The organism is Roseibium aggregatum (genome assembly GCF_017309185.1).
Taxonomy (GTDB): domain Bacteria; phylum Pseudomonadota; class Alphaproteobacteria; order Rhizobiales; family Stappiaceae; genus Roseibium; species Roseibium aggregatum_B.
The window spans coordinates 23276-47556 of record NZ_JAEKJZ010000001.1 but is presented as its reverse complement, the minus strand read 5'-3'; the positions used below and the strand labels follow the sequence as shown (position 1 = coordinate 47556).

General features: G+C 61.6%; 25 protein-coding genes and 1 tRNA gene. 13 read left to right on the top strand and 13 right to left on the bottom strand.

The annotated features are described in order from the left end of the window. Positions 1–104 precede the first annotated feature (104 nt). The 9 genes from rpoN to JF539_RS00200 form a co-directional block, all read right to left on the bottom strand. Entirely contained in the window at positions 105–1637 is a 1533-nt protein-coding gene (gene rpoN / locus JF539_RS00240; protein WP_207137927.1) for an RNA polymerase factor sigma-54, read from the bottom strand. An 87-nt stretch (positions 1638–1724) separates the two neighbouring features. Further along, complete coding sequence (lptB, locus tag JF539_RS00235; protein WP_209017108.1) at positions 1725–2480, bottom strand: LPS export ABC transporter ATP-binding protein; 756 nt, start codon at positions 2478–2480, stop codon at positions 1725–1727. Between the two features lie 118 nt (positions 2481–2598). Next, a complete protein-coding gene (locus tag JF539_RS00230; protein ID WP_207137917.1) occupies positions 2599–3189 on the bottom strand; it encodes an LptA/OstA family protein in 591 nt (196 codons plus the stop codon). 3 nt (positions 3190–3192) lie between these two features. Beyond that, entirely contained in the window at positions 3193–3759 is a 567-nt protein-coding gene (gene lptC, locus JF539_RS00225; protein WP_207137915.1) for an LPS export ABC transporter periplasmic protein LptC, read from the bottom strand. 113 nt (positions 3760–3872) lie between these two features. Further along, a complete protein-coding gene (locus tag JF539_RS00220) occupies positions 3873–4493 on the bottom strand; it encodes a ribonuclease D (RefSeq protein WP_207137913.1) in 621 nt (206 codons plus the stop codon). Positions 4494–4608: 115 nt separating this feature from the next. Further along, a complete protein-coding gene (locus JF539_RS00215) occupies positions 4609–5067 on the bottom strand; it encodes a c-type cytochrome (RefSeq protein ID WP_207137912.1) in 459 nt (152 codons plus the stop codon). Between the two features lie 17 nt (positions 5068–5084). Next, complete coding sequence (locus JF539_RS00210; protein ID WP_207137910.1) at positions 5085–5513, bottom strand: c-type cytochrome; 429 nt, start codon at positions 5511–5513, stop codon at positions 5085–5087. Between the two features lie 14 nt (positions 5514–5527). After that, positions 5528–5935, bottom strand: a complete 408-nt coding sequence (gene cueR, locus JF539_RS00205; RefSeq protein WP_207137908.1) for a Cu(I)-responsive transcriptional regulator — start codon at positions 5933–5935, stop codon at positions 5528–5530. 216 nt (positions 5936–6151) lie between these two features. Further along, complete coding sequence (locus JF539_RS00200) at positions 6152–6808, bottom strand: GntR family transcriptional regulator (protein WP_207137906.1); 657 nt, start codon at positions 6806–6808, stop codon at positions 6152–6154. 140 nt (positions 6809–6948) lie between these two features. On the opposite strand from JF539_RS00200, the gene dctP reads away from it, so the two are divergent. From dctP to JF539_RS00175, 5 genes are all read left to right on the top strand, one after another. Then, entirely contained in the window at positions 6949–7935 is a 987-nt protein-coding gene (gene dctP / locus JF539_RS00195; protein ID WP_207137904.1) for a TRAP transporter substrate-binding protein DctP, read from the top strand. 65 nt (positions 7936–8000) lie between these two features. Then, a complete protein-coding gene (locus JF539_RS00190; RefSeq protein WP_207137901.1) occupies positions 8001–8543 on the top strand; it encodes a TRAP transporter small permease in 543 nt (180 codons plus the stop codon). Between the two features lie 6 nt (positions 8544–8549). After that, positions 8550–9866, top strand: a complete 1317-nt coding sequence (locus JF539_RS00185; RefSeq protein ID WP_207137899.1) for a TRAP transporter large permease — start codon at positions 8550–8552, stop codon at positions 9864–9866. After that, positions 9863–11131, top strand: coding sequence for a malonyl-CoA decarboxylase (locus tag JF539_RS00180; RefSeq protein WP_207137897.1), 1269 nt, complete (start codon positions 9863–9865; stop codon positions 11129–11131). Before JF539_RS00185 ends, JF539_RS00180 begins: the two co-directional genes overlap by 4 nt. Next, on the top strand, positions 11124–12641 hold the full coding sequence (locus tag JF539_RS00175; protein WP_207137895.1) for a malonate--CoA ligase: 1518 nt from the start codon (positions 11124–11126) through the stop codon (positions 12639–12641). Before JF539_RS00180 ends, JF539_RS00175 begins: the two co-directional genes overlap by 8 nt. 81 nt (positions 12642–12722) lie before the next feature. Here the strand turns inward: JF539_RS00175 and JF539_RS00170 are convergent, their stop codons facing one another. Next, positions 12723–12992, bottom strand: a complete 270-nt coding sequence (locus tag JF539_RS00170) for a hypothetical protein (protein ID WP_207137893.1) — start codon at positions 12990–12992, stop codon at positions 12723–12725. A gap of 137 nt (positions 12993–13129) precedes the next feature. Here JF539_RS00170 and JF539_RS00165 point away from each other — a divergent pair, with 137 nt between their 5' ends. After that, complete coding sequence (locus JF539_RS00165; RefSeq protein WP_207137892.1) at positions 13130–13477, top strand: SMR family transporter; 348 nt, start codon at positions 13130–13132, stop codon at positions 13475–13477. 258 nt (positions 13478–13735) lie between these two features. Further along, positions 13736–14389: a sulfotransferase family 2 domain-containing protein gene (locus tag JF539_RS00160; protein WP_207137890.1), complete on the top strand. Its 654-nt coding sequence runs from the start codon at positions 13736–13738 to the stop codon at positions 14387–14389. A gap of 181 nt (positions 14390–14570) precedes the next feature. Here JF539_RS00160 and JF539_RS00155 read toward each other — a convergent pair. Next, positions 14571–14657, bottom strand: a tRNA-Leu gene (locus tag JF539_RS00155). Between the two features lie 189 nt (positions 14658–14846). Between JF539_RS00155 and JF539_RS00150 the strand changes: the two genes are divergently transcribed. Beyond that, on the top strand, positions 14847–15821 hold the full coding sequence (locus JF539_RS00150) for a complex I NDUFA9 subunit family protein (RefSeq protein ID WP_207137888.1): 975 nt from the start codon (positions 14847–14849) through the stop codon (positions 15819–15821). Positions 15822–16136: 315 nt separating this feature from the next. Next, entirely contained in the window at positions 16137–17399 is a 1263-nt protein-coding gene (locus JF539_RS00145) for an MFS transporter (RefSeq protein ID WP_207137886.1), read from the top strand. Between the two features lie 27 nt (positions 17400–17426). Here JF539_RS00145 and JF539_RS00140 read toward each other — a convergent pair whose 3' ends face one another. After that, a complete protein-coding gene (locus JF539_RS00140; protein WP_207137884.1) occupies positions 17427–17660 on the bottom strand; it encodes a DUF1127 domain-containing protein in 234 nt (77 codons plus the stop codon). A gap of 169 nt (positions 17661–17829) precedes the next feature. On the opposite strand from JF539_RS00140, the gene JF539_RS00135 reads away from it, so the two are divergent. Next, positions 17830–18858, top strand: coding sequence for a helix-turn-helix transcriptional regulator (locus JF539_RS00135; protein ID WP_207137882.1), 1029 nt, complete (start codon positions 17830–17832; stop codon positions 18856–18858). Between the two features lie 216 nt (positions 18859–19074). On the opposite strand, the gene JF539_RS00130 is transcribed toward JF539_RS00135, so the two are convergent. Then, a complete protein-coding gene (locus JF539_RS00130; RefSeq protein WP_209016929.1) occupies positions 19075–19881 on the bottom strand; it encodes an undecaprenyl-diphosphate phosphatase in 807 nt (268 codons plus the stop codon). A gap of 209 nt (positions 19882–20090) precedes the next feature. Between JF539_RS00130 and JF539_RS00125 the strand changes: the two genes are divergently transcribed. The 3 genes from JF539_RS00125 to JF539_RS00115 all read left to right on the top strand — a co-directional run bounded on the left by JF539_RS00125 (position 20091) and on the right by JF539_RS00115 (position 24240). Next, positions 20091–20783, top strand: coding sequence for a glutathione S-transferase family protein (locus tag JF539_RS00125; protein ID WP_207137879.1), 693 nt, complete (start codon positions 20091–20093; stop codon positions 20781–20783). A gap of 19 nt (positions 20784–20802) precedes the next feature. Then, positions 20803–21960, top strand: coding sequence for a tRNA epoxyqueuosine(34) reductase QueG (gene queG / locus JF539_RS00120; RefSeq protein ID WP_207137877.1), 1158 nt, complete (start codon positions 20803–20805; stop codon positions 21958–21960). A gap of 120 nt (positions 21961–22080) precedes the next feature. Next, complete coding sequence (locus tag JF539_RS00115; protein WP_207137875.1) at positions 22081–24240, top strand: hypothetical protein; 2160 nt, start codon at positions 22081–22083, stop codon at positions 24238–24240. Positions 24241–24281 lie beyond the last annotated feature (41 nt).

Below are 24281 nucleotides of genomic sequence, written 5' to 3'. Positions count from 1 at the left end.
ATTATGATTAAGCGTAGCTGATTTGAGACGGACCTGTGTAAAACCACTGTATTGTTTCAGTGGACATGTTGGAAATATTTTGCGGTTCCCGGGCTGTAACCCGCTTAAAGACGCGCGTTTTTTTCCCGCCGGCGCTGAACCGAGGAGCCGATTTTCATGGCCTCGCGATATTTCGCGACGGTGCGCCGGGCAATATCGATTCCATCGTCCTTCAATACCTTGACAATCGTGTCATCCGACAAGATCGCCTTTGGATCCTCCGCCTCAATCATCTGCCTGATCTTGTGCCGCACCGCTTCCGCGGAATGGGCATCGCCGCCCACGGTTGCCGAAATGGCAGAGGAGAAAAAGTACTTGAGCTCGAAGATGCCGCGCGGCGTCGACATGAACTTGTTGGACGTGACACGGCTGACGGTCGATTCATGCATGCCGATCGCTTCGGCGACGGTTTTCAGGTTCAGCGGCCGCAAGTGCTCGATGCCGTATGTCAGAAAACCGTCCTGCTGGCGCACGATTTCAGTCGAGACCTTCAGGATCGTTCTCGCCCGCTGATCCAGGCTCTTGGCAAGCCAGTTGGCGGTCTGCAGCGACTCGACCAGATATTCCTTCTCGGTCTCGTTACGCGCGGTCTTGATGACCTTGGCGTAGTAGGTCTGGTTGACCAGCACCTTGGGCAAGGTGTCGGAGTTCAGTTCCACCGCCCAGGTGCCGTCGTTGGCCGGGCGCACGAAGACATCCGGAACCACGGGCTGGACCAGCGACGAGCCGAAGACGCTGCCGGGTTTCGGATCGAGCGCCCGGATTTCGGCGATCATCTCGACGAGATCCTCCTCGTCGACGCCGCATACCTTTTTCAGCGCCGAAAAATCCCGCTTGGCCAGCAGTTCGATGTTGCCGATGAGCGCTTCCATGGCCGGGTCGAAACGGTTCTTGTCGATCAGCTGCAGCTTCAGGCATTCCCCCAGATTGCGGGCGAAAACGCCGGCGGGTTCGAAGGTCTGCAGGATGGCGAGCACCGCCTCCAGCCGGGCGATATCGACGCCGAGTTGGTCGGCCACCTCATCCAGGTCGAGATAAAGATATCCGTTCTCGTCGAGAGAATTGATCAGGTGTCCGGCGATCAGCTTGTCTGCCTCCGAACTCAAGGTCAGATGCATCTGTTCCTCGAGTGAGGCGACCAGTGACGTTTCCTCGGCAACGAAGGCCTCGAGATTGTAGTCCTCGGAAGCGCTGCTGCTTGTCGCGTTCTTGTAGCTGTCGCCGGTCTTCAGAAGAGCCGGATCGGGTGATGCCGGGACACCGGGCTCATCGGGAAAGACATTGCCAAGATCGGTGTCCATGCGCGAGGCGATGGCCTCGGATCCGGTTTCCAGGTCGTTCTGCATCCAATCGACCGACCCCGGTTCTTCGCCGCCGGACGCCGGGGTGTCCGAACTGTCGGAGGGCTGGTCGGATACCGGCTCCGAGGTGCCCTCTCCCTCGCTTTTTTCCAGCAGAGGATTGCGTTCCAGTTCCGCTTCGACATAAGAAACAAGATCGAGATTGGACATTTGCAACAGCTTGATCGCCTGCATCAGTTGCGGCGTCATCACCAGCGACTGGCTTTGCCGCATCTCGAGCTTTGTTGAAATGGCCATCTATGTACCGGGCACCCGTCGGTCGTCTTGGTCTGCTTTTTGCTTATTGGTTCAGACTGGCGTTATACCCCACAGGGCAGCCCATGATCAAAGCGTAAATTGTTCTCCGAGATAAAGCCGCCGGACGTCCGGATTCGTGACAATCTCCTGCGGCAGGCCTTCGGTCAGCACTTCGCCTGCGGCGATGATGTAGGCGCGGTCGATCAGTCCCAGGGTCTCGCGCACGTTGTGGTCGGTGATCAAGACGCCGATGCCGCGCTGTGTCAGGTGGCGGACAAGCTGCTGGATATCGCCGACGGCAATCGGATCGATCCCGGCAAAGGGCTCGTCGAGCAGCATGAAGGAGGGACGGCTGGCAAGTGCCCGGGCGATTTCAACGCGCCGCCGCTCACCGCCGGAGAGCGCGATACTCGGCGATTTGCGCAGATGGGTCAGGCCGAATTCCGCCAGCAGGGAATCGAGTTCCTCGCGCCGTTTCTGTCGGTTCGGCTCGACCACTTCCAGAACCGCGCGAATGTTTTCCTCGACCGTCAACCCGCGAAAAATGGAGGCTTCCTGCGGCAGGTAGCCGATCCCCAGGCGCGCACGGCGGTACATCGGCATGCGCGTTATGTTGAAGCCTTCCAGAGAGATCTGCCCCTGATCCGGCCGGATCAGCCCGGTGATCATGTAAAAGGTGGTCGTCTTGCCGGCGCCGTTCGGCCCCAATAGCCCCACGGCTTCGCCGGGCTTCACGGTCAGGCTGACGTATTTCACCACCTGCCGGCGCCCATAGGTCTTGCCGATCCCGTCGACGACCAGGGCCTGCGAAAGGTCTTCCGCGTGGCGCTCCGGTCCCGGCATGGTTCCCTGCAACCCGTTATAATCCGAAGAGGTTATCTTCACCGATGCGCCATCCATCTGAATCCTGCTGCGGCCTCACATAAGCACTCGGCCTGAAGCTGTCGAGTCGGGCCAAAGATCACTCTTGATTATTCTTTACGCTGTTCGGCTGAATGCGGACCTTCACCCGGCCGCCGCCGTTGCCGCTCTGCCCGGCAACCTGCCCGCTGCCCGCCGACAGGTTGGCCTGCCCGGTCTTCAGATTGACCGTCAGCTTGTTGCCGACCACCACATTGGGCCCCTGGCTCAGAACCACTTCGCGGCCGGTCATGACCATGATTTCCCGCGTCATATCGAAGCTCGCGACGTCGCCTCTGGCCTTTTGATCCTTGGAGGCAATGAAGACGCCGCCTTGCGCCTCCAGACGGGAAATGCGCTGCTGCACCGCGTTTTCGGTCCCGCTCCCGGCCGGGTTAGTCCCGGATCCGGCATAGTAGACCTTCAGGCGCTGGGTCTTGAGGCTAGTTTCCCCTTGCGTGACGACAACGTCGCCGACAAAGGTCGCGATCTTGCTGTTGTCCTCGACCTGCAGCTCGCTCGCCTCGATTTCGATCGGCTCGCCGTCATTTGACCCGAACCCCGCAAAAGCGTCCGAAAAAGTCTGGGCCTGTGCGCCGCCAATCCAAATCGCCGCCAGCGACGCGATTGCCAGGCTCTTGAAAAAAGTCATGTCTCAGCGTCCTTCCGAAGCCGGATTGAGGGTCATCTTGATACCGTCCGTGAACCGGACGATGCCTTTGTCCTGGTCATAAGAAACCTTTCCGCCCAGGACGCGTCCCCGCTCCGAACGTATGGAAACCGGCTCGGAAGACGACAAGCCCCCGTTTTTCATATCGATGTCCACTTCCGCGAGATCGACCGTGTAGCCTTCGCTCCATTCGAGCTGGATGCCGTCGTAAAGGCGCAGGGTTTCTTCGGCGTTGTTATAGGTTCCCTTGAGCGCGACGATCTCGGCGTTCTGGTCGGCACTGAGCGTAATGTTCGCACGAATTGTCTCAAGATCGATGATGCGCGGATCGCTGAGCCGCTGAATGGCGCGCCGCGCGGTCACCTTGTAGGAGCGTTCACCTTCATGGCCGGACAGTTCCGGATGGTCCATGACCAGGCCTTCGCTGGTCAGCATCAGATTGGTTGCGCCGAAACCGGTCAGAATGTTGAACAGGACGACAAGGCCGATCATGCCGGCAAGGATCAGCAGTCCGATGCCCGGAAACAACCAGCGCAGAATGCGAACCAGCATGCTGTGCCTGCGCGCGGCCCTTTGCACCCGGCTCAAGGGCCGTTTGGCAGACGTACCGCCTGGATGTTCACCGACAAGAACCAAACAACTCTCCCAAAAACGTCAGGCGAAGCTCACGAATGAGCGAAAATATCCGTTTCCTCCCATCCCTTCAGATCGAGTTCCGCGCGCGTGGGAAGAAACTTGAAACAGGCGTCGGCGATATGGCCGCGGCCCTCCCGCGCGAGCATGAACTCGAGTTTCTCCTTCAGCGCGTGCAGATGATAGACATCGGACGCTGCGTAAGCCAGTTGCGCATCGCTGAGAACATCCGCCGCCCAATCGGAACTCTGCTGTTGCTTCGACAGATCGACGCCAAGCAATTCGCGGGTGATGTCCTTCAGTCCGTGCCGATCCGTATAGGTCCGCACCAGCTTCGACGCGATCTTGGTACACCAGATCGGTGTCACTTCGACATTCAGATAGTGCCGCAATACGGCGACATCAAAGCGGGCGAAGTGAAAAATCTTGGTCTTTGAGCTGTCCGAAAGAAGCGCTACAAGATTCGGCGCCTCGCGCTGCCCCCTGGCAATCTGCACCACGTCCGCCGTTCCGTCGCCGGGAGACAGTTGCACGACGCACAGGCGGTCCCGGAGCGGGTGAAGTCCAAGCGTTTCGGAGTCCACCGCAACCGCATTCGCCTTTTCATAGGCAGTCAGATCGGGAAGGTCTCCCTTGTGATAGCGGATCGTCATGTCGCGTCTCTCCTGCCGCAGGCCTGTCGCAATGCAAAATCGTTTAGCCTGTGAGGTAAATCATGACGCGGCATGTGGCAAGCGGTGAGCTTTTGACAGCCTGGAAACAGACACGCTATTTCTTGATCCGAAACGCCTCGTGACAGGATTTGCAGGTTCCCGCGAGTGTCCCGAACGCACCCGCGACGGCCTGTTTGTCTGCCCCGTCCCTGGCAAGCGTCTCCAACGCGACCGCCGAAGACCGCAGGTCGTCAGCGTAGGCGGAGAAGGTCCGCCAGTCCGTCCAGATCGCAGGCGCGGCCTCCGTCGGGGATTGAAGGCTGTCATCGGGGAAAAGCGCGGTGAGGGCCTCGCCGCCATGTTGCGCGATTGCCTTTGCGGCCTTCGCCACCGATGCCGGATCGTAGGGGGCTCCACCCTTGAGCATTCGGCCGATTGGCTTCATGTTCTTGCCGATCGCCGACATTGCGTCCATGCGTTCCCTGACAACGCCGCTGGCTCCGTCGTGCCCCCAGGCGACGCCCGCGCTCAAAAGCGCCGTAACGAACGCAAGTTCCTTCAAACCCGACCGCATCAGCCAGCCACTCCCTGTCAATAAATGCCGTTTGCCCGCTGAAGCGTGCGAACGTAAGCTACGATTTTTTCGACCTCCCGGCCGGTCACATTCTCGACAGGCGGCATGTTGCCGAATGGCCAGTGATGGGCACGAACGCCCCGCGCCACAGCCTGGAAGAAGGATCCGTCGGCATGGTGTCCGGGCTCATAGATCTTGTGCACGAGCGGCGGCCCGGACCCGTTTCGTCCGCTGGCGTTTTCACCGTGGCATGCGACGCAATTCTTTTGAAAAAGGTCCTGACCCTGAAGCGCGGCGCCGGTCAGTTGAGGAACGTTGACCGCCACGAGCGCCTCGCCGCCAGCGTCCGACTTTCCGCTCCGGTCGGAAATCTTCAGGATGGCCGCACCGCTCAACAGCAGCAACGAAACCCCGGCGAGCGTGCCGATAAGCTGTTTTCTTCTCATTGGCGCCTGATTCCTTAATCCGTGGAAGGGGGATCTTTTTTTCCGGCGAGATCGTCCATGATGGGACACTCCGGTCGCGCGTCGCCGTGACAGGCCTCTACCAGGTCCGACAGGGTCCGTTTCAGCGACTCGAGCTCCGAGATCTTGCGCTCGACTTCCAGGATCTTCGCGCGTGTGAGGGCCTTCACATCCGCGCTCGCCCGGTTCCGGTCCTCGTAAAGCGACAGCAGTTCGCGGCATTCTTCGATGGAAAAGCCGAGACTGCGCGAGCGTTGCAGAAACTTGAGCCGCTGCAGATCGGCCTCTTCGAAATCCCGGTAACCGTTTTCGCTGCGCGCCGGGCGGACAAGACCGATTTCCTCGTAATAGCGGATCGTCTTGACGGGCAGTCCGATTCTGTCGGAAGCCGTGCCGATATTCATCGCAACCTCACCTCGTACACCAGCCCCGCTCACCTTCCGGATTGCCCGGTCGGGACGCGGACCGGAGGATTGACCTCCCGGCTCAGTTAGGGCCTCCAGCAACTGGAAGGTCAAGCGAAAACACGCCCGCGCGTTACGTTAAGGAAGAGATCGCAATCGATCCATGGTTCCAGGCCTGAGTCCGGCCGCCGGGCCGGCAGTCTGAGGGTCCGGATCCTAAACCGCCTGTTTTTTCAGGCTCGACATCAGATAATGGAACTTCTCGCCCTGGACCGCGACATGGTTCCGCAGGGCATTGGCCGTCTCTTCGGGCTTGCCATCCGCGAGAGCCTTCACAACCGCCTCATGTTCGGACATGGATTGCGGCATGCGTCCCCGGAACCTGAGCTGCTGGCGCCGGAAGGGCTTCAGGCGCTTGTGCAGCTTGGTCGCCTCCTGTTCCAGGAAGCTGTTTCCGGACTGGCTGTAGATCGTTTTGTGAAAACGCTCGTTCTCGATGTAGTAGCGGTCGACATCCTGCCGTTCGACAGCGGCCTGGCACTTGGCGTTGGCGTCCCGCAACTCGTCCAGGGCCTCTTCGGAAATCCGTTTCGCCGCCAGACGCCCGCACACCGCTTCGAGTTCGGCCATGACCTCGAACATCTCCATCAGTTCGATCGGTCCGGGCTGACGGACGAAGGCGCCCCGGCGCGGAACCAGCTCGACCAGGCCGGAAAGGGCAAGGCGCTGAAATGCTTCTCGCAACGGCGTCCTGGAAACGCCGAACTGCTCCGCGAGCCGGACTTCGTCCAGGCGGTCGCCATCCACGAAGGTGGCGTTGAAAATCAGCTCCTCCAGCGCTTCGGCGATGTTGTCGGCACGACGTGGTTCCATGATTTTCCTTATAGACGACCTCGCCTGAAACGCAATCTCATTTCTTTTGTATACAAGATGATTGACTAAAAATACAGTTAGGCTTTAGGGTGACGTCATTCCCCCAGGCTCCCTGGGGCGAAGACTTTGGGAGGAACAATATGAAACTCGTTTTGAAGGGCGCGGTCGCCGCCCTCGCCGTCGTTGCGGCCACCTCTATGGCCAATGCAACGGAATTGCGCCTGTCGCATCAATGGTCGAACAAGGATGTCCGCCATCAGGTCGCGCAGATCGTCGCCGACGAAGTTGCCGCCGCCGATGTGGACCTGGAGATCAAGATCTACGGTTCGAAGTCTCTCTTCAAACCGCGCGAACAATACAAGCCCCTGAGCCGCGGCCAGCTTGACATGACGGTGCTGCCGCTCAGCTATGCCGGCGGTCAGCAACCGGCCTATAACCTGACCCTGATGCCGGGCCTGGTGAAAAACCACGATCACGCAGCCCGCCTGAGCCAGTCTCCCTTCATGGAGGCCCTCGAAGCGAAGATGGCCGAAGACGACGTGATGGTTCTGGTGCACGGCTACCTCGCCGGCGGATTCGCGGGCAAGGAAAAATGCATCACCAAGCCGGACGACGTGAAGGGCCTGCAGACCCGCGCGGCCGGCAAGTCCTTCGAGCAGATGCTGGCCGGCGCGGGCGCCTCCATCGCCTCAATGGCCTCGTCGGAAATCTATAACGCCATGCAGACCGGCGTCCTGCAGGCGGCCAACACCTCGTCTTCCTCCTTCGTGTCCTATCGGATCTACGAGCAGGTGAAGTGCTATACGCCGGCCGGCGACGTTGCCCTCTGGTTCATGTACCAGCCGCTTCTCATCAACAAGTCGACCTTCGAGGGCCTGACCGAAGCGCAGCAGACCGCTCTTCTGGAAGCCTCCAAAAAGGCGGAAGCCTTTTATCTGACGGAAGCCAAGAAACAGGACGCGGCCTCTGTCGACGTCTTCAAGGAAGCCGGTGTCGAGATCGCGGAAATGAGCCCGGAGGACTTCGAAGCCTGGCGCGCGCTGGCAATGGAAACCTCCTACAAGAAGTTCGTCGAGGAAGTGCCGGACGGACAGGATCTGCTCGATAAGGCTCTGGCCGTCGAGTAACCCGACATCAGGGGCGGTCCCGGACCGCCCCGCTTTTCATTTCCTTCAAATCAAGAGGATCGGTCATGGCCGGCCAAAGTTTCGCTGTTGCCGCGCGCACCGGCAACAACCCCTTTTTGCGCGCCGTCGCCGCTGTTTCGACATTTGCCGGCTGGTGTTCGGCCGCGATGATCGTCGCCGCCGTTGCGATCACCTGCCAGATGATATTCGTGCGCTTCGTGCTGAACGGCTCGACCGTCTGGCAGACGGAAGCCGTCATCTACCTGGTCATCGCGGCGACCCTGATCGGGCTGCCTTACGTTCAGCGCCTGCGGGGCCACGTGAACGTCGATCTCGTTCCGCTGTCGCTTGCGCCGAAACCGAGATTCTTTCTCGCGCTGCTGACCTCGATCCTGTCCATCGCCCTGATCGCGACGATGCTCTGGTACGGCTACGAGTACTGGCATTTCGCCTGGTCCCGCGGCTGGCGGTCCGGCACGGTGTGGGATGTCCAGCTCTGGATCCCTTACCTTTCCCTTCCGATCGGTTTCGGATTGCTGCTCCTGCAGCAAATCGCCGATCTCGTGGCGGTTCTGACCGGCACGGACAAACCCTTCGGCCTGGAGTAAGCGGCAATGGATCCTCTCCTGCTCGGCGCGATCGTCGCCCTCGTCACGATCCTCGTCCTGTTCTCCGGCGTTTCCGTCGCCATCGGCCTGCTGATCGTCTCCGCCGGTTTCCTGATCATCTTCGACGGTCCCCGCTCCCTTGAACTCCTGCCTGAAATCTTCTTCGGCAAGCTCGACAATTTCGCCCTTCTGTCGATCCCGATGTTCATCATCATGGGTGCTTCGATTGCCTCGACACGCGCGGGCGCCGACCTTTACGAGGCGCTTGAACGGTGGCTGACCCGCGTGCCCGGTGGCCTGGTGGTATCGAACCTCGGCGCCTGCGCGCTGTTCGCGGCCATGTCCGGGTCCTCGCCGGCGACCTGCGCGGCCATCGGCAAGATGGGCATTCCCGAAATGCGCAAGCGCGGCTACCCGGACGGCGTCGCCGCGGGTTCGATCGCGGCCGGGGGCACGCTCGGCATTCTCATCCCTCCCTCCGTCACCATGATCGTCTACGGCATCGCCACGGAGACATCGATCGGCCGCCTGTTCCTGGCAGGCGTGATCCCGGGCCTGATGCTGGTCGGGCTGTTCATGGCCTGGTCGCTCTATTCGACATGGCGCTCGGGCGACGCCGGAACCCTCAGCGCCGGCCGTTACAGCTGGGTCGAGCGGCTGGTGATCCTGCCGCGTGTCCTGCCGTTCCTCGCCATCATCGTAGGCGTGCTCTACGCCATGTACGGCGGCATCGCCACGCCGTCCGAGACGGCCGCCGTCGGGGCGCTTCTGTGCCTGTTGATCGCCATGATCATATACAAGCTCTGGCAGCCGAAGGCGCTCTGGGTCGTCTTGCGCGACAGCACCAAGGAATCGGTGATGATCCTGTTCATCATCGCCGCCGCCGGTGTGTTCTCCTACATGCTGAGTTCACTCTTCATCACCCAGGCCATCGCCGAATGGATCGGCACGCTGGACGTCAACCGCTGGGTCCTGATGGGCGCGGTCAACATCTTCCTGCTGATCGCCGGGTTCTTTCTGCCACCCGTCGCGGTGATCCTGATGGCCGCACCGATCCTGTTGCCGATCATCACCACGGCAGGCTTCGATCCGATCTGGTTCGCCGTGGTGCTGACGATCAACATGGAGATCGGCCTGATCTCGCCGCCCGTCGGACTGAACCTCTATGTCATCAACGGCATCGCTCCGGACATTTCGCTGAAGACGATCCTGACCGGCTCCCTTCCCTTCGTCGCCTGCATGGTGCTGGCCATCGTGCTCCTGTGCCTGTTTCCCGAACTGGCGACCTGGCTGCCCGATTACGTCATGGGGGACGCCGTATGACCCTTCTGGCCGATCTTCTGTCGACCATTTTCGAACGCCGCTACCTTCAGCTCAGCCGCAGTCCCCAGGATGGCCGGCCGTTGGAGGAGCTGGCCGGCGATCTGGTCGGCTCCGCCGGGGAAACCTCGGGACTTGCGCTGGCGCAGAATATCCTGGCAGGCTTCGCCCAATACGACGATACGCAGAAGCTTGCCTTTTTCCGAACCGTGGCAACGACAATGAACATCGATCCGGAGAAGGTTCGGACCGCCCTGGACCGCTACGAACGCGCTCCGTCCAAAGCCACCTACCGGGACTTCATGACCGCGTCCGAACCGCGGCGGCAGGAACTCTTCCGGCGGCTGAACCGGGTGCCCGGCGCGACGGGAACGCTCGTCAAGATGCGCGCCGATCTCTTGCGCCTGCGCGGCGAGGCGCCGGAGCTCGACGCGCTGGACCTCGACCTCAGGCATCTGTTCGCTTCCTGGTTCAACCGCGGTTTCCTCGTGCTCAGGCCGATCAGCTGGGAAAGCCCGGCCCATATCCTGGACAGGATCATTGCCTACGAAGCGGTCCACGCCATCGACAGCTGGGACGACCTGCGCCGCCGCCTTCAGCCGGCGGACCGGCGCTGCTTCGCGTTCTTCCACCCGTCCATGCCGGACGAGCCGCTGATCTTCGTCGAAGTCGCCCTGACCAAGGGAATCCCGAGTTCGATCCAGACCCTTCTGGCGGAAGACCGGGCCGCGATGCCCGCCGAGGACGCAGACACGGCCGTCTTTTATTCCATCTCCAACTGTCAGGCGGGCCTCGCCAGCATCTCGTTCGGCAATTCGCTGATCAAGCAGGTCGCCTCGGATCTCGCCGCCGAACTCGGCGGCCTGAAAACCTTCGTTACCCTGTCGCCGATCCCGGGCCTGAACCGCTGGCTGGAAAAGGAAGGTCTTGCGGAAGATGGTGCGTCTCCGGTGGACATGAAGGCAACCGCGGCCTGGTACCTGATGAACGCCAAGGCGCGCGGCGGGCTGCCCTTCGATCCCGTTGCCCGCTTCCATCTCGGCAACGGCGCGATCGTGCATGCGGTCCACGCGGATGCGGATATTTCCGAAAAGGGCCGGGCGCAATCCGGGGGAACGATGGTCAACTACCTTTACGATCTGAACAAAATCGCTCAAAACCACGAAAAATTCGCCACGACTCAAGAGGTGGCAGCCGCCGACGCGGTCAGGTCCCTCGCCAAATCCTCCGCCCTTGCGCAGACCTGGAAAGGTAAAGCCGATGCCTAATCTCCTTTTCGACAGCCTGTTCGGCATTCATGCCGGCAAGACGACGCCGTTTCTTCATCTCGCCGATGGCCGGACGATCACCCATGAGGCGTTTCTCGAAACGACCGCGCAAATCGCCAACGTTCTGACCCGAAGCGGGTTGAAAGCAGGCGACCGGGTCGCCGTCCAGGTCCAGAAATCGCCCGAAGCCCTGGCACTTTATGCCGCCTGCGTCCAGGCCGGGCTGGTGTTCCTGCCGCTCAACACCGCCTATACCGTCGATGAGCTGACCTACTTCATCGAGAACAGCGGCGCGCTGCTGATCGTCTGCGACGGACAAAGCGAAGCCGCGCTTGCTCCGATCGCCGAAAGGCTCAATGCCAAGATCGAAACGCTGAACGCCGATGGCGGCGGCTCGCTGATGTCTCAAGCCGAGGCCGCGCCCGCGAGCTTCGCGACCGTCAACCGGGACGGCGAGGATCTGGCCGCGTTCCTCTACACCTCCGGCACCACCGGTCGGTCCAAGGGCGCCATGCTGACGCAGAACAACCTGCTTTCCAATGCGCAGACGCTCGTGAAGGAGTGGCGCTTCACCGACAAGGACGTGCTCCTGCACGCCCTGCCGATCTTCCACACGCATGGCCTGTTCGTCGCCTCCAATGTCACGCTGGCCGCGGGCGGCAGCATGATCTTCCTGCCGAAATTCGACATCGACGCGGTCATCGCGCAGATGCCGAAGGCGACCGCGATGATGGGCGTGCCGACCTTCTACACCCGTCTGCTCGACGACGGCCGTTTCACGCGGGAGCTTGCCGCCCACATGCGCCTGTTCGTGTCCGGGTCCGCGCCGCTGCTGGCCGAAACCCATGTGCAGTTCGAAAACCGTACCGGCCACCGCATCCTGGAACGCTACGGGATGACGGAAACCAACATGAACACCTCCAACCCTTACGACGGCGAACGCCGGGCGGGCACGGTCGGCTTTCCGCTGCCGGGGGTCGAGCTCAAGATCACCGATCCGGAAACCGGGGCAACCCTGCCTCAGGGCGAGGTCGGCCAGATCGAGGTGCGCGGCGAGAACGTCTTCAAGGGCTACTGGCAGATGCCGGAAAAGACCGCCGCCGAGCTGCGCGCCGACGGTTTCTTCATCACCGGCGATCTCGGCAAGATCGATGAGGACGGTTATGTCCATATCGTCGGGCGCAACAAGGATCTGATCATTTCCGGCGGCTACAACATCTATCCGAAGGAAATCGAGCTGGTACTCGATGAGCAACCGGGCGTCCTTGAAAGCGCGGTGATCGGCGTTCCGCATCCGGACTTCGGCGAAACGGTACTGGGCGTGCTGGTTCCGGAGAAGGGGCAGTCACCCGACCTCGCCGCGATTCAGGACGCGGTCAAGGGCTCGCTGGCGCGGTTCAAGCATCCCAAAGAGCTCATCCTGCTCAGCGAACTGCCGCGCAACACCATGGGCAAGGTGCAGAAGAACATCCTGCGAGAGCAGTACAAGGACATGTTCCAGCCCGCATGATACCGAGGATCGTCGAGGATGCCCCTTGCATAAATCCCTCCCTCTCTTTCCCTCATCCTGAGGAAGCGCCGAGCGCCATCTCTAAGGAAGGGGCGCCTGCTCCCGCGTGTGCCGCAAGCCGCCGTTGATCTGCGGGATCTCCCCGGTCATGCCGCCGGATCGTTCGCCAGGCAAACAGGCGGTGACGCCGGCGGCCTCGTCCGCGGTAACGCCACGGCGCAAAAAGGACTGCCGCGACAGCGCTTCGTGCCCCTCGCGGAAATCGGGCAGGCAGACATCGTGGCGCGGCGCCATCGCAGCGCGCTTGTCCGTCGGGCGCGTCAACAGGACCCAGTCCCGGCCGCTCAACATGACTTTCCCTTATCAGCGCTGCGTAATTCGCCGGCACAGGAAGGGAAAAGAGGTTTTGAACAATCGGTTTGCAGCGGCGGCGATCCGGAGTTACATCCGGTGCGTCGTCCGCATCTCTTTACCTGTCAAAGACCGCCATGCCAGCCAGCCTCGTGACCACCTACCTGTTCCTGATCGCCGCCATCGTCGCGGAGGTGATCGCCACCTCCGCGCTCGCAAAGGCCGACAATTTCACGAAGCTGGTGCCTTCGGTGATCACCGTTGTCGGCTACGCGCTGTCCTTCTGGCTGCTCTCCTACCCCATCCGTGTGCTGCCGACGGGCATCGTCTACGCCATCTGGTCGGCCACCGGCATCGTATTGATCACAATGGTCGCCTGGCTGTTCTTCGACCAGAAACTCGACTTGCCCGCGATCCTGGGGCTCGGCCTGATCGTGGCAGGGGTGCTGGTGATCAACGTGTTTTCGAAGTCGGTGGGGCATTAGGGAGTGGCGGGTACGTGCTGCCGGGGATCGAACCCAAGGTCACCGACCCGGAGACCGGAGCCCCCTTCCTCAGGATGATCTCGGCAAGATCGAGGTGCGCGGCGAGAACGTCTTCAAGGGCTCCTGGCAGATGCCGGATGGCCGCGATTTTTGCTGCCCGATTGAAACTTGTTCGAAGCGGTGCCATACAGCACGGGCGTTGAGGCTCCTTGCGAGCGATCGGCCGAAACTCCAGGTGCAACAGGGCAAACGCCGCGCATGCCGCTTTTCAAAATCAATCAGAAGACCATCCTGTTCATTCATATTCCGAAGACGGGCGGCACATCGGTTGAAGAAGCGTTTCAGGCCGCGGGTCCGAAGGCCCTTTTTAGCGACCGCCGGCCGGTGGGGCTGCGCTGCACACCGCAGCATTTCCACGGAGACCTGCTGAGCGCGGTCATGCAGCGGGAGTTCGTCGACTACAGCTTCGCCGTTGTCCGGCATCCGGTCGACAGGCTCGTGAGCGAGTTCTTTTACCGGTGCAAGGATCTGAAGTTCCGCTACTACGCCGGCTTTCGCCGCCGCAAGGTGCGCATTTCGGAGGCTTCGCCGGCGGAACTCACCAGGGCTTTCTCCGGCTGGCTGGACAGGATCCTGGCCGACTATTCGACGAACCCTTTCATCCTCGACAATCATATCCGCCCGCAGGCGGAGTTCACGTCGCAGTTCGATCCCGTCGTCTTCAGGTTCGAGGATGGATTGCAGTCCGCGCTCGACACGATCGGAGCGAAGATCGGCCACGCCTTCGGACCGGTCCCCCACGCCAACGCCTCCAACAGACCCCGCTTCCCGATCGCACAGGCCGACCTGCTCAAGCTGAAGACCTTCTACGCCAGCGACTTCGAGACCTTCGGTTACGCGCTGGACGCCTGAGAATTTAGGCGGTTGAAGCGGTCTCACCGGGACCGTTTGAAAAAGACGGCAACCAACGCGGAAAAGTGACCGTCCGTCGGATCCCTTACCAGTTCCCCTAAAAACCAAAAAAGCCCCGCCAGAGCGGAGCTTTTTTGAAAAGGTTTCCTGGACCGAACCGGTTATGATCCAAGAAAAAATTTGGTGCCCAGGAGAGGACTCGAACCTCCACGCCCGTAAGGGCACTAGCACCTGAAGCTAGCGCGTCTACCAGTTCCGCCACCTGGGCCGTGAGGGGGGCTTGTAAGGGCCGCTCAAGTGGTTGTCAATCATGGAGTGAGACTTTTTTTCCTCAAGCGCGGCCGGTACTTCACACCGTGCCCGCAAAGGGCTATGAGAAGGGCTACGAGGCTCAGGGCCGTCAGGCGTTTTTCGCTTTCCGGCCAACCCTTTTGGACGCGACAGAAGGCACTTGAGGATGTCCACACAACTTAACGGCAAACTGGTCACGGTTTTCGGCGGATCCGGCTTCCTCGGCCGCCACATCGTTCAGGCGCTGGCGCGGCGCGGCTACCGGGTGCGCGCGGCCGTCCGCCGTCCGGATCTCGCAACCCACCTGCAGCCGCTCGGCATGCCGGGGCAGATCATGCCGGTTCAGGCGAACCTGCGCTACCGCTGGTCGGTGGACCGGGCCGTGATCGGGTCCGACGCGGTGGTCAACGCCGTCGGCATCCTGGCGCCGACCGGAAAACAGACTTTCGACGCCATCCAGGCCTTCGGGCCGCGCGCCATCGCCGAAGCCGCCCGGGCTGCGGGCCTTGAAGGCATCACCCATATCTCGGCGATCGGAGCGGACGCGGACAGTCCCTCCGTCTATGCGCGCACCAAGGCCGCCGGCGAGGCCGCCGTTCTGGAAACCCTTCCCGAAAGCGTTATCCTGCGTCCGTCCATCGTCTTCGGCCCGGAAGACGACTTCTTCAACAAGTTCGCCGGCATGGCACGGCTTTCTCCCGCGCTGCCGCTGATCGGCGGCGGCGAGACCAAGTTCCAGCCGGTCTATGTCTGCGATGTCGCCGAGGCAGTTGCGCGCGCGGTCGATGGAGAGCTGACACCCGGCGCCGCCTATGAGTTGGGCGGACCGGAAGTCAAAAGCTTCAAGGACTGTATGGAAGAGGTTCTCGAGGTCACCCGCCGCTCGCGCGTTCTGCTGCCGATCCCCTTCCCCGTCGCCTCGGCGATGGGCAAGGTCATGCAGCTTCTTCCCGGCGCGCCGATCACCGCCGATCAGGTGGAGCTGCTGAAGTCCGACAATGTGGTCTCGGACGAAGCCAGGGCCGGCGGACGCACGCTGGAAGGCATCGGAATTTCCCCCGTGACGCTCGCCGCCGTGCTGCCCACCTACCTGGACCGCTTCCGCACCCACGGCCAGTACGACGCCCACCGGCCGGCGTGAGGTAAGGCTGTTTAAAAAAGCTCTGGACTGTCATTCCGGACAAGTGCAGCGAAGCTGCGCGCCGATCCGGAACCCAGAAATATTTTGCACCGAAGGTGCTCAATGCTCAAAACAAACGCTTATGAAAATTAGGGCTCGCTATCGCTCGCACTGATCTCTGGATTCCGGCTCACGCGATTCCGCTTCGCGGCCCGCTGTCCGGAATGACGTCGTGAGGTTTGTCCGCAGACTTAAACCTCCCCCCTCTTCACTACAGCTTTCCGTTGCTGCCCCGGGCGTCTTCGCCTAGGCTTTGTCTCATCTGCGGAGGGGCCGATGACGAGACTTGCCAAGTTCACACTGCTCTTTGTCGTGTTCGTGGACCTTCTCGGCCAGGGGCTGGTGTTTCCGATCATCAACAGCCTGATCATGGAACCCGACGCCTCGATGCTGCCGAAGGCGACGTCCGAGGCGATGCGCCATTTCGACTACGGGCTGATCATCGGCGTCTTTTTCCTGTGCTGGTTTTTCGGCGCGCCCTATATCTCCAAACTCTCGGATGTGATCGGGCGCAAGAACGCCATCCTGATCTGCCTGTGCGGCGCGCTCGGCGGATATGCGCTGACGATCGTGGCGCTTTATCTGAACAGCTTCCCGCTCCTGATCCTCGGCCGTGCCGTCACCGGCCTGACCGCGGGCAACCAGCCGATCGCCCAGGCGGCGATGGTCGACGGCAGTGTCGACGAGGAGGACTGCAACCGAAACATGGGCTACATCATCACCGGCGTCAGCTTCGGTCTTGTGGGCGGTCCGATCCTCGGCGGGTTTCTGTCCGACCCGGTCATTCTCGGAAGCCTTGCCAGCGTCAAGCTGCCGTTTTACGCCTGTTTCGCGCTGGTCGTGGCCGCGCTTTTCCTGGTGCTCGTCTTTTTCGAGGATCGGGAGGACGCCGTGGCTGAGCAGCGGCCGTTCCGCTTCCGTCCGTCCGAGATTTTCGAGCTTTTGTGGCGGATCAGGGATTATCCCGTCGTTCTGCGCCTGACGGTGGTGTTCTTCCTGTTCCACGTCGCCAACATGTCTTTTTACATCTTCGTCGACAATTACCTGACCAGCCGGTTCGGCTACGGCACGTTCGGCGGCAGCATGGTGATGCTGACCATCGGCGTGGCCCTGGCGTTTTCGAGCACCTTCCTGGTGGTGCCGGCGCAAAAGCGGTTCAGCAAGGAGGCAATCCTCGGGATCACCTTTGTGGTCTGGGCCCTGTCATCGGCCGCCTTCGTCGCGGCGCCCGCAGCGCTTTTGACCTTCGTTCCCGTCTTCTGTTTCTATTTCGCCTTCGGTATCGCCTATCCGACCTTTCTCGGGCTCTACTCGGCCGCGGTCGGCGAAAAGGAACAGGGCTGGGTGATGGGGGTCACGATCGCCGTCTTCACGCTGGTGGCGGGTGTCATTTCCCTGATCGGCGGCGAGCTGATCGGCTTCAATCTCGACATTCCGTTTTACGGCGTGATCGTGGCGGCCCTCGTCGCGCTGAGCGCCATGTTCCTGTTCTGGAACAAACCGGAGATCAAGGCGCTCACGCGCAAATCCGGCGGCTGACAGCCACGGGCCTGCCGCCGGGCGCAGTCATCGCAAGCCCCTGATACGGCCACGATCCTCATGCAGTTCCTGGTAGCCGAGTTCGGTGCGCATGAGGCCGATATCCTTGAGTTCCGCTTCGCTCAGGCGAGACAGGGCACGATAAGTTGCCCGGCGGACATAATAACGGTGAAGCCTTTCGGCAACACCATGAAGGGCAGCCAGCAGGATACCGCGGCTATGGGCACGGCTGCGGAAGACGGTTTCAATTTCAAGGCTCATCTCTCTTCTCCTGGATCAACGACAGTCCTTTCGGGGGCAGGGAATTTCCGTTCCGTTTCCCGGGGACAGAAAGACAATGACAAACCAATCCTGACAGCAGGGAGTCAGGTTTGATCTTGTTCTGTTCTCAAGCTAAAAGTTTTTATCGAATCCGGTGAGACACAACTCCATGAACCCGATCGAACGCGCGCTCGGCATTCTTCTTCTGCTCACGGGCGGCAAGCTCATCCCGGCGACCACGCTTGCGGAGCGCTTCCAGGTCTCGTTGCGGACGATCTACCGCGACATCGACCGGCTGATCGCGCTCGGCGTTCCGGTCGACGCGGAGCGCGGCGCGGAAGGCGGCTACCGGCTCGCCAGCGGCTATCTGCAGCCGCCTGTCGCCCTGACCCGCAACGAGACCGCCGCCCTTCTGTCGGCCATGGCGCTGACGCGCTCGAGCCGGACCGTGCCGCTCGCCGACGATCTGACGTCCGCGCAGAAGAAGCTGCTCGCCTCGCTGCCGAAATCGGTTCACGGACTGCTCAAGGACGCGGAACGCATCGTCGGGATCGAACCGATCCCCGCCGACATCTTCCATTCCGGCACCAAGGCGGAGGCGAACAAGGACTGGCAGAAGGCACTGGACGGCTTCATGGCCGGCATTTTGGACAGCAAGCGGGTCCGCTTCGAGCACTGCAATCCGGTCCGGCAGACCGTCAAACCCCATGAGGTGGAGCCTTACGGCATCATGTTCGACCGGGACCTCTGGTATCTGGCGGGCCGCTGCGTCGACACCAATGTCGTCAAGGTCTACCGGGCCGACCGGGTGCGCAACCTGGAAGTCAGCGGGCTGTTCTTCCGGCCGGACAAGACCTTTTCCATCCAGAGCCTGCTTGGCGGTGCCTGGCTCTCCAACGCCATGCGCCGCTGGGAGCAGGAGGAGGAAATCGCCAGGATCCTGATCACAGCCAACCAGGCCCGCAAACTCAGCGCCGACTGGTATTACCGGCACGCGGTGTTCACGCCCACGGACGACGGGCGCGTGCTGGTGAGCATCCCCAGCACGGAACGCGCCCGCATCCTGCCCCTGGTCCGCTGGCTCGGGCCGGGCGCGGAACTGATCGAACCTGCGGACCTGCGCAAGGAGATCGCCGAGGAACTTGCAGAGCTTGCCGGGCTTTACGCCACCGACAGGCGGACGGAACCTGCCGGCTGAGGGGAAAACGCGGCAAAAAACCTCGCGCCCGTAACGGGCCCTGCCGCTTGCTCCCGCCTCCCCGATCATCCCATGGCTCGACCATGGGATCCATAGCGTTTCTTGTGCAAGCCGACCGTTTCGGCGTGTTGCATCGTCTCGCCATGGATTGCCGGATCAAGTCCGGCAAGACCGCCAGTGTGAACCAGTCTTCCGAAACAGATCTGTCGGACAGCATCACCCCAGGAAGTAGAGACCCGCGAAGCCGGCGAGGCCGACGAAGATCCGCCACCAGGCGAAGGGCGCGAAGCCGTGGCGGGAGACGAAGTCCAGAAGCCCCTTGACCACGAAGACACCCGCGATGAAGGAGGCGACGAAGCCGATGGTGATGATCATGGCATCGTCCATCGAAAGCACGTCGCGGTTCTTGTAGAGGTCATAGGCAAAGGCGCCCGCCATGGTCGGCATGGCGAGGAAAAACGAGAACTCCGCCGCCGAACGCTTGTCCGTTCCCATGAGGAGCGCGCCGGCGATCGTCGCGCCCGAGCGGGAAACGCCCGGGACCATCGCCAGACACTGACAGAAGCCGATCTTCAGGCAGAGCGACAGCGGATAATCCATGACATTGGTGTAGCGCGGCTGGAGCGGCAGGCGGTCGATCCACAAAAGCACGATACCTCCGAGAAGAAGAGTCGTGCAGATCAGCGCCGGCGATTCAAACAGAACCTCCTTGATGAAACCATGCAGGAGAACTCCGATCACGGCGGCAGGCAGGAAGGCGATCAGGATGCCGGCGACGAACCGGCGGCTGGTCGGATCGGACGGCAGCGAAAGCATCAGCGACCACAGGCGGCCGAAATAAACCGACAGGATCGCCAGGATGGCGCCGAGCTGGATCAGGACCTCGAAGGTCTTGCCGGTGCTTTCGAAGCCCAGAAAATGGCCTAAAAGCAGGATGTGACCGGTCGAGGACACCGGTATGAACTCGGTCAGGCCTTCGACGATGCCGAGGATCAGCGCGTTTACAATCGTTTGACCGTCCATTATGTCCCGTCTCCAAACGGCTTGATGAAAACCAGCCCGAAAAAAATCATTTGCGACTCGGGCCAAGACGCCCGCCGGCGTTTCTTGCCGGAGGAAGCGTCTCCCGTCAAACCCTTGATAACCATATGTGAGGCAAACTAAGGCGGAACGCGTTCACCAAAGCCGCGCTTCGACCTAGTGTTGCCACAGTTCAGGCTCTAAACCCTTTCATGCTGACGCTTTATCACCATCCGTTCTCGCCATCGTCCAGATTCGTCAGGCTGATTCTGAGCGAATACAGCGCTGCCTTCGAGGAACAGCATGTAAACCCGTGGGAGCGGCCGCAGCGGCTTTTGATGCTGAACGCCGCCGGAACGGTTCCGGTGATGGTGGAAAACGAGGGCCCGGCGATCTGCGGTCCGGGGCCGATCATGGAATATCTCGACGAGACCCGGGGCTATGCGGTCGCCGACCGGCGGCTGATGCCGGACCACCCGGAAGCAAGAGCCGAAACGCGCCGGCTGGTGGAGTGGGCGCTGATCAAATTCGATCAGGAAGTGGTCGGGCACCTGGTACGGGAACGCATCTACAAACAGATCATGCCGAAGTCGGCCGGAGGCGGCGAACCGGATTCCGCCGCGCTCAGGGTGGCGCGCGCTAACATCCATCATCATCTGAAATATTTCGGCTATCTTGTCGCCTCCCGCCGCTGGCTGGCGGGCGACCGTCTGACCTTCGCCGATTTCGCCCTTGCCGCAGGCCTGTCCTGCGCCGATTATCTGGGGGAAGTGGTCTGGAAGGACGAGGACGACATCAAGAACTGGTACGCGCGGGTCAAGTCCCGGCCCAGCATGCGTCCGCTTCTGGGCGAAAAGGTTCTCGGCATGCCACCGGCGCCGAGCTACGCGGACCTCGATTTTTAAAAGCGCCAGAGCGACCGTCTTGGACAAAAAGACCGCAAAGCTCCTGACTGCCTTTAAGCACAAGGCGGACAAGCTTGGCTTCGACGATCTGAAAATCGCGCCGGTGAGTTCTCTGCCGGATGTCGCCGGCCGCCTGCGCGCGTTCCTGGACAAGGGCTATCACGGCACCATGGGCTGGATGGCCGAGACGGCGGATCGCCGCGCCGCGCCGTCGGCGCTGTGGCCGGAGGTCCGCTCCGTGATCATGCTGGCGATGAATTACGGTCCGGGCGACGCGCCGGAAGAGCAGCCGCTCGCCCATCTCGCCGACAAGACGACCGGTGGCATTTCCATCTATGCCCGCCACCGCGACTATCACGACGTCATCAAGGGACGACTGAAAGAGCTGGCAAGTTTTCTGGTCTCCCGGGCCGGAGGCGACGTCAAGGTCTTTGTCGATACGGCGCCGGTCATGGAAAAGCCGCTCGCCCAGGCGGCCGGGCTCGGCTGGCAGGGCAAACACACCAATCTGGTGTCGCGCGAGCTCGGCTCCTGGTTTTTTCTCGGTTCGATCTTCACCACGCTTGAGCTGTCTGAAAGCGCTGCCGAACGCGATCATTGCGGTTCGTGCCGGGCCTGTCTCGACAGTTGCCCGACAGACGCCTTCCCCGCCCCTTATCAACTGGATGCCCGCAGATGCATCTCCTATCTGACCATCGAACATCCCGGCCCGATTCCGGAAGAATTCCGGGAGCCCATGGGCAACCGGATCTACGGCTGCGACGACTGCCTCGCTGCCTGTCCGTGGAACAAATTCGCAGAGGCTGCAAGGGAAGCCAAGCTGATCGCCCGCGCGGATCTGATCGCGCCGAAGCTGTCGGAGCTTCTGGATCTGGACGACGCTTCCTTTCGGAAGCTTTTTTCCGGGTCGCCGGTCAAGCGGATCGGACGTAACCGGTTCCTGCGCAACGTGCTGATCGCCGCGGGCAATTCCGGGGAGACCGGACTGCTGGAGAAAGTCCGGACACTTCTCGTCGATCCCGATCCGACCGTCCGGGGCGCCGCGGTCTGGGCGCTGCGCCGGCTTGCGCCCAGGAACACGGTCGCAGACCTGAAAAGCACCGCGCTCGCAGCCGAGACGGACGAAAGCGTCCGGGGCGAATGGCTGCGGGAGCTGTCAGGGCACGCGGGCAATTGATTCGACCCGGTCATGAGATTGTCCCATAGTTCCTTGAAGTTGAGACTCATCCTCCCCCTGTACCGGGGTCCTGCTGACACCGTCAGACCAGGCCCGGTTCTTCGATCTGGAGCCAAGATATTGTTTTTTCCGTCCGTCTCTTCCCATCTCCGGCACAAGACCGCATCGCGCTCCCGCGTTGTCAGTTTCGGCGTGGCGCTGGTCCTCATCTCCAGCCCCGCGTTTGCCCAGGACACCGGCCTGGCCGCCTTCAACGCCTATGTCGACGCCCTAAAGAGCCTCGGTCTGACCGTCGAAAACGGTGCGGTGAACTACGACGCCGCGAGCAACACGCTGACGGTTACGAACAGCACCATATCGCTGGGAGGCTCCATCACCGGAATCGCGATGAAAGAACCGGGGGAAGCCGCCGACGGTTCCGGGAGCTCCCCTGCCAAGCCGTCCCGGCTCACCTGGTCGGTTTCGTTCACCGCCGGCACACTCACTTTCGCCGGACTGAGCCGTGACGCCAACTCCTTTTCCGCGGACAAGATCGTTTATTCCGACGACACGAATTTCAGGCTTTCCGGCTCGGTCGAAGGCGAAGGCCGGATCGATGTAAAAGGCCGTCTGGCGGGGACCGAAATCGACAACTACGATTTCACGATCCCGGCGATGCCCGCAGAGGACCCGGAGCGGCCGGTCAGCCGCTGGCTCCCTTTTGTCAAATCCAGCCTGCTGGCCTCTTACACTCTGGCGAAGGCCGACAATATCGGGATGACCTTCGAGGCTTATGAGGAAGGCCGAGACACTCCGGCCGTATCCGGAACCATGCAAATGGACGGGTATCGAATTTCCGATGTGGTCGAAGGACGGGTGGGCGAATATTCCGTCGACCAGGTGACCCAGAGTATGCGGACGCGGGACCTGCAGTCCGGCGAGATGCTCAACCAGATCACGTCCCAGGGCAAGACCATCTACCAGAACATGGATTTCAACGCCGTTCTCAGCCTCTTCGATCCGTCGATACCGGAAACCGGCGAGAAAATGACACTGATCGAATCCGGTTCGACGGTCGATTACGAAAACAAGCAAGAGTTGGGCAACGGCCTGTCGGTCAACATGTCCGTGGAAAAGGTGTCCATGGCCGATGTCACGGTCACCAAGCGGGAGAACGATCTCCTGGCCCTCTTCGACGCTCTGCTCAGCAAGAAGACGATCGCGCCGGACGAGCTTATCCTGGGGGCATTTCAGGTATACCGCTCCTTCGGACTGGCGGATGCCCGGGTGAGCGGGTTCACCTTGAATATTCCCACGCCCGATTCGCAAAAGGACGTTGATGTCGCCATCGAGGAAATGGCGATGACGAATGTCAGCTCCGAGGGGATCGGCGAAATGCTGCTTGTCGGCCTGAACGCGCCGGACCTTCCGGGCGGCGGGTTCGCCACGCTCGAGTGGGCTTCGATCAACGATATCAGCTTCGCCGAGTTCGCACCGATGAAAACCGTCATCGGCGAGATGGTCGCGGACAAGGACTATGCCAAAGACCACCCGATGGAGATCGTGAAGGCCTTCGTGCCGCGCTCCTTCGGCTATGAAATCGAGGGACTGGAGGTCAACCTTCCCGACACCGGAACCACCGAGATCGGCAAGGCGGAATTCAGCGTTTCCACCACTGTCCCGCCCATTCCGACCAGTCTCTATGCGCGAAACGACGGCATCCGCGTTCCGGTCAAGACGATCAAGGACCTGGAACTCAGGACCCTGTTCGAGGCCCTTGGGCTGGATACGGTCGTCTGGTCCGACGAGACCCGCCTTACCTGGGACGAAGCCACCCTGGACCTGCGCCTGGAGCGCCTGATGGTGGATATCGAAGGGCTCGGGCGCGCCGAAGCCTCCGCCCGCTTCGCCAATGTGCCCAAGGCCCTCTTCGAGGATCCGCAGGGCCAGGGGCAACTGGCGGCGATCATGGCCCAGTTCGTCGAGGCCACTGTTACCTTCAAGGACGCCGGCCTGGTCGCCAAGGGCCTGCCGCACATGGCCTATCTGCAGGGGGTTCCGGAAGAGACGCTGCGCTCCGCGCTCGTCGCCCAGGCTGTCGCGGCAAGCGGCCAGCTCAAGAACCAGGCCTTCACGGCCATGGTCAGCGAGGCAGCCACGAAATTCCTCAACAACCCGAACGGACTCAGGGTGACGCTGACCCCGGCCAATCCGGTACCGCTCACCAACATCCTCGGCAGCCTGGCCACGGCCCCGCAAGCCCTTCCGAACATGCTGAATGTGAATGTGGCGGCGGAGTGATCGTTTCGAGGTTGGACACCTCCTGGCCTTGCCGCTTGCAC